The organism is Mesorhizobium sp. M7A.F.Ca.CA.002.09.1.1, assembly GCF_003998555.1.
GTDB classification, from domain to species: domain Bacteria; phylum Pseudomonadota; class Alphaproteobacteria; order Rhizobiales; family Rhizobiaceae; genus Mesorhizobium; species Mesorhizobium ciceri.
Map to the genome: position 1 here is coordinate 1 of NZ_RZRR01000536.1, position 3,920 is coordinate 3,920.

Below are 3,920 nucleotides of genomic sequence, written 5' to 3' on the forward strand. Positions count from 1 at the left end.
GTAAAAGAGCGCGTGTTTCATTCGAGCCCGCCCGTCACTGAGCCGGTCAGCGCCCGGGACCGGCAACGGCGTTCGAAGCTGGCGAATGATCCAAGAGAACCGTGGCTCGGCAATCTGCCCCGACACCGCGGAAATCCAGGGGGCACGAGATGGCACAAAAGGAACTTTTTGGCGCAGCATTGAGCGACGCGGTCAGGCTCGATGAGTTCAATTTCGCCGAGATCGTCAAAGGTCTGCCGGCGAAAGCGCGCATGGTGCTGTCGGCGGCGATGAACCTGCCGCGCGGTTCGCTCAAGGTGAGGCTGCCGGACGGCCGCGCCGTCCTCGTCGGCGGCAAGGGACCTGGCCCAGATGCCGAACTGGTGCTGAAGAATTGGCGCTTGCCCGGCCGCGCCTTTTCCGGCGGCACGATCGGCGTAGCCGAATCCTACATGGACGGCGATTGGGAAAGCCCTGATGTGACCAGCTTCCTGGAGCTGTTCGTGGTCAATTCGGTCATTGGCGAGCGTATCGCGGGCGGCACCAGTTGGCTGATCAACACCGTCCAGCGCATCCGCCACTGGTTCAACCAGAACACCCGCACCGGTTCGAAGCGCAATATCTCGGCGCATTACGACCTCGGCAACGCCTTTTACAAGCAATGGCTCGATCCGAGCATGACCTATTCCTCGGCGCTCTACACGACCGGCGCCAACGACCTGGAAAGCGCCCAGGCCGCCAAATATCGCGCGCTGGCGAAAGACACAGGGATCGGCCCGAAGGACCATGTGCTGGAAATCGGCTGCGGCTGGGGCGGCTTCGCCGAATTCGCCGCGCGCGAGATCGGCTGCCGCGTCACCGGGTTGACGATCAGCCGCGAGCAGCACGATTTTGCAACGGCTCGCATCGCCAAGGCTGGCCTTGCCGAAAAGGTCGACATCAAGCTGCAGGACTATCGCGACGAAACCGGCACCTATGACCGCATCGCCTCGATCGAGATGTTCGAGGCGGTCGGCGAGAAATACTGGCCGGTGTTTTTCGGCAAGATGAAGGCTTGCCTGAGACCCGGCGGCACCGCCGGCCTGCAGATCATCACCATCAACGAAGCCGCCTACGACACGTATCGCGCAAGGCCGGATTTCATCCAGCGCTATGTTTTCCCGGGTGGCATGCTGCCGACACCGTCGATCCTGAAGACACTGGGCAAGGATCATGGCCTTGCCCATCTGCGCGAGCGCGTGTTTCCGGATGACTATGCGCGCACGCTTGCCGAATGGCGCCACCGGTTCTGGGCGTCATGGGAGAAGATCGTCCCGCTCGGCTTCGACGACCGCTTCAAGAAGCTCTGGGAGTTCTACCTGCACTATTGCGAGGCCGGATTCCGCGCCAGCTACATCGACGTGCGCCAGGTGGTCTACAAGGCGTAAGTCGACACGTTCTTCGATTTCATTGCCGCCGACCAGGCGATATCGAGGATGATCTCGATGTCGCCGCCCGGTCGCCGTCAAAAAGTCCGATCGCAAAGCAGGATGCCGCGCAGGACGGACGAATCGGAAATCACTTGATGCGCAAACGGACGATCTTCTTCGGCATCATCGTTGTCGCCGCGGCGGGCATCTGGCTCAACAACACCTCGCTGTTGTCGAGCCGCCCCGCCGGCAAGCCGGAAGTGCTTGCCCATCGCGGCCTTGCCCAGGACTACGCACGGGAAGGCATGACGGGTGAGACGTGCACGGCCAGTCGCATGTTGCCGCCGCGCCATGCCTACCTCGAAAACACGATCCCCTCGATGGAAGCAGCCTTCGCGCTGGACGCTGACGCGCTCGAACTAGATGTTCACCCGACGACAGACGGCAATTTCGCCGTCTTCCACGACTGGACGCTGGATTGCCGCACGGAAGGCAAGGGAGAAACACGCAACCATTCCATGGCCGAGTTGAAGACCCTCGATGTCGGCTATGGCTATACGGCGGATGGCGGCAAGACCTTTCCGTTTCGCGGCAAGGGTATCGGCATGATGCCGTCGCTGGATGAGGTTCTGGCGCACTTCCCGGCCCGCCGCTTCAACATCAACGTCAAGAGCAACGATCCAGGCGAAGGCGAAAAGCTGGCCGCACGGCTTGCCATGCTATCGCCGAACGAGCGCTTCTATCTCTCGGTCTATGGCGGCGACAAGCCGATTGCCGCAGTCAAGGCAGCACTGCCGGACATGCATACGCTGAGCCGCGCGTCGCTGACGCAATGCATTCTGCGCTATGCCGCGCTTGGCTGGAGCGGCTATGTTCCAGATGCCTGCCGAAAAGGTACCTTGCTCATTCCCGTCAACATCGCGAAATGGATGTGGGGTTGGCCGAACCGGTTTCTCGATCGCATGCAAGGCGTCGACAGCCGCGTCTATCTGCTCGGCCCGTACACCGGCGGCGACTTTTCGCAAGGGCTGGACGATCCCGAACTGATCAAGCAGCTGCCGAACGGTTATTCCGGCGGCATTTCCACCGATGCGCTGGATCTCGTCATGCCTGACATCAAGGAACGTTTCACCCAGCCGGCTCAATCCACGCCATAAGGCCGGGACTCGAGCCGACCCGAACCACCTTCAAAGCAGGATGCGGTATTTCGCGAAACCTGCCTCGCCCTCGCCTGCCGGCTCGATCTTCAGCGATTTCAGCTGCGCAATGAAATCCTTCGCCTTGGCGCCGGTTTCGAACACGGCGCTGGTTCCAGGCAGCGGCGCGAACGACCAGTTGTCGTCCGCGGACGGGTTGATTGTACCCTCGCTGACGATGTAGCGGACGATGACGTCGCGATTGGTGTCCGGCGCTTCATAGATGATCTTCGAGGCATTGATGTCGGGGAAATTGCCGCCGCCACCGGCCCGGTAGTTGTTGGTCGCGACGACGAATTTCTGTTTGGGGTCAATTGGTTTTCCATCGAAACTCAGGTCGACGATGCGATTGGCGCCAGCGTTAGCCAGCCCGCCCTTGGCATCGTATTTCGGCGGCTGCGACAGGTCTATTTTATAGGTGACGCCGTCGATGACGTCGAAATTGTAGGACGGAAAATCGGTGTTGATGAGGGCCTGGTCGGCCTTCCCTGGCTCGATCCGGTTGAAGATCCCGGCCGACATTTCCAGCCATTCCTTGACCTGCCCACCGGTGATTTCGACCGCACGCACGGTGTTGGGATAGAGATAGAGGTCGGCGACGTTCTTGATGGCGATATCGCCGGCGGGCACGTCGGTATAGTAGTCGGCGCCGTTGCGTCCGCCGGCCTTGAACGGAGCGGCCGCCGACAGCAGCGGCACATCCTTCCATTGCGTATTCTTCAGAATATCCCTGAGGTACCAGGTCTGCGCCTGGCTGACGACCTGCACCGACGGATCGTCGGCGACCAGCGCGAAATAGGAATAGAGCGGCGCGGAGGTCTTGCCGACGGGGCGGCGCACATAGGCCAGTGTTGCCTGGTGGTCCTGCTCAAGGGCCGCGATGATGCGCTTGTCGTCCGGGACAGTCGGTTTATTCTTGTTGTCGACGCGTTCGAAGATCGGCCGCGCCTCGGAAGTGGCGGAAACGACCTTCCATTTCGACCCGTCACGCTCCAGCATCAGGTCGATCAGCCCCATATGCGAGCCCCAGAAACCGCCCATGACGGCGGGTTTGCCCTGCAGCGTGCCCTTTTGCGTGTCGACACCATCGAGCGACTGGAAATCCTTCTTGCCGGGGAACACCAGATGCTGGTGCCCGGTGAACACCGCGTCGATGCCGGCGACGCCGGCGACGAAGAACGAGGCGTTCTCCATCATGTCGCCGTGCTTCACGTCGATGCCGGAATGCGACAGCGCAATGACGATGTCGGCGCCCGCCTCCTTCATCTGCGGCACCCAGGCCTTGGCCGCCTCGACGATGTCGCGCGTCTTGACGTTGCCTTCGAGGTTCTTGAGA

At 61.4% G+C, this 3,920-nt stretch carries 3 protein-coding genes; 2 read left to right on the plus strand and 1 reads right to left on the minus strand.

The window, feature by feature from the left end; translation table 11 throughout:
* Positions 1-149: 149 nt before the first annotated feature.
* Both EN994_RS21420 and EN994_RS21425 read left to right on the plus strand, forming a co-directional pair.
* On the plus strand, positions 150-1,406 hold the full coding sequence (locus tag EN994_RS21420; protein WP_063168054.1) for a cyclopropane-fatty-acyl-phospholipid synthase family protein: 1,257 nt from the start codon (positions 150-152) through the stop codon (positions 1,404-1,406).
* Positions 1,407-1,543: 137 nt separating this feature from the next.
* Entirely contained in the window at positions 1,544-2,545 is a 1,002-nt protein-coding gene (locus EN994_RS21425) for a glycerophosphodiester phosphodiesterase family protein (protein ID WP_027163378.1), read from the plus strand.
* A 30-nt stretch (positions 2,546-2,575) separates the two neighbouring features.
* Here EN994_RS21425 and EN994_RS21430 read toward each other — a convergent pair.
* Positions 2,576-3,920, minus strand: a 1,345-nt coding sequence (locus EN994_RS21430) for a bifunctional 2',3'-cyclic-nucleotide 2'-phosphodiesterase/3'-nucleotidase (protein ID WP_127307790.1), incomplete at its 5' end; no start/stop codon positions are given.

What these genes read in the sequence shown, in the direction of transcription:
- EN994_RS21420 (WP_063168054.1), top strand. Translation starts at nt 150, where the DNA reads ATGGCACAAAAGGAACTTTTTGGCGCAGCATTGAGCGACGCGGTCAGG.
- EN994_RS21425 (WP_027163378.1), top strand. Translation starts at nt 1,544, where the DNA reads ATGCGCAAACGGACGATCTTCTTCGGCATCATCGTTGTCGCCGCGGCG.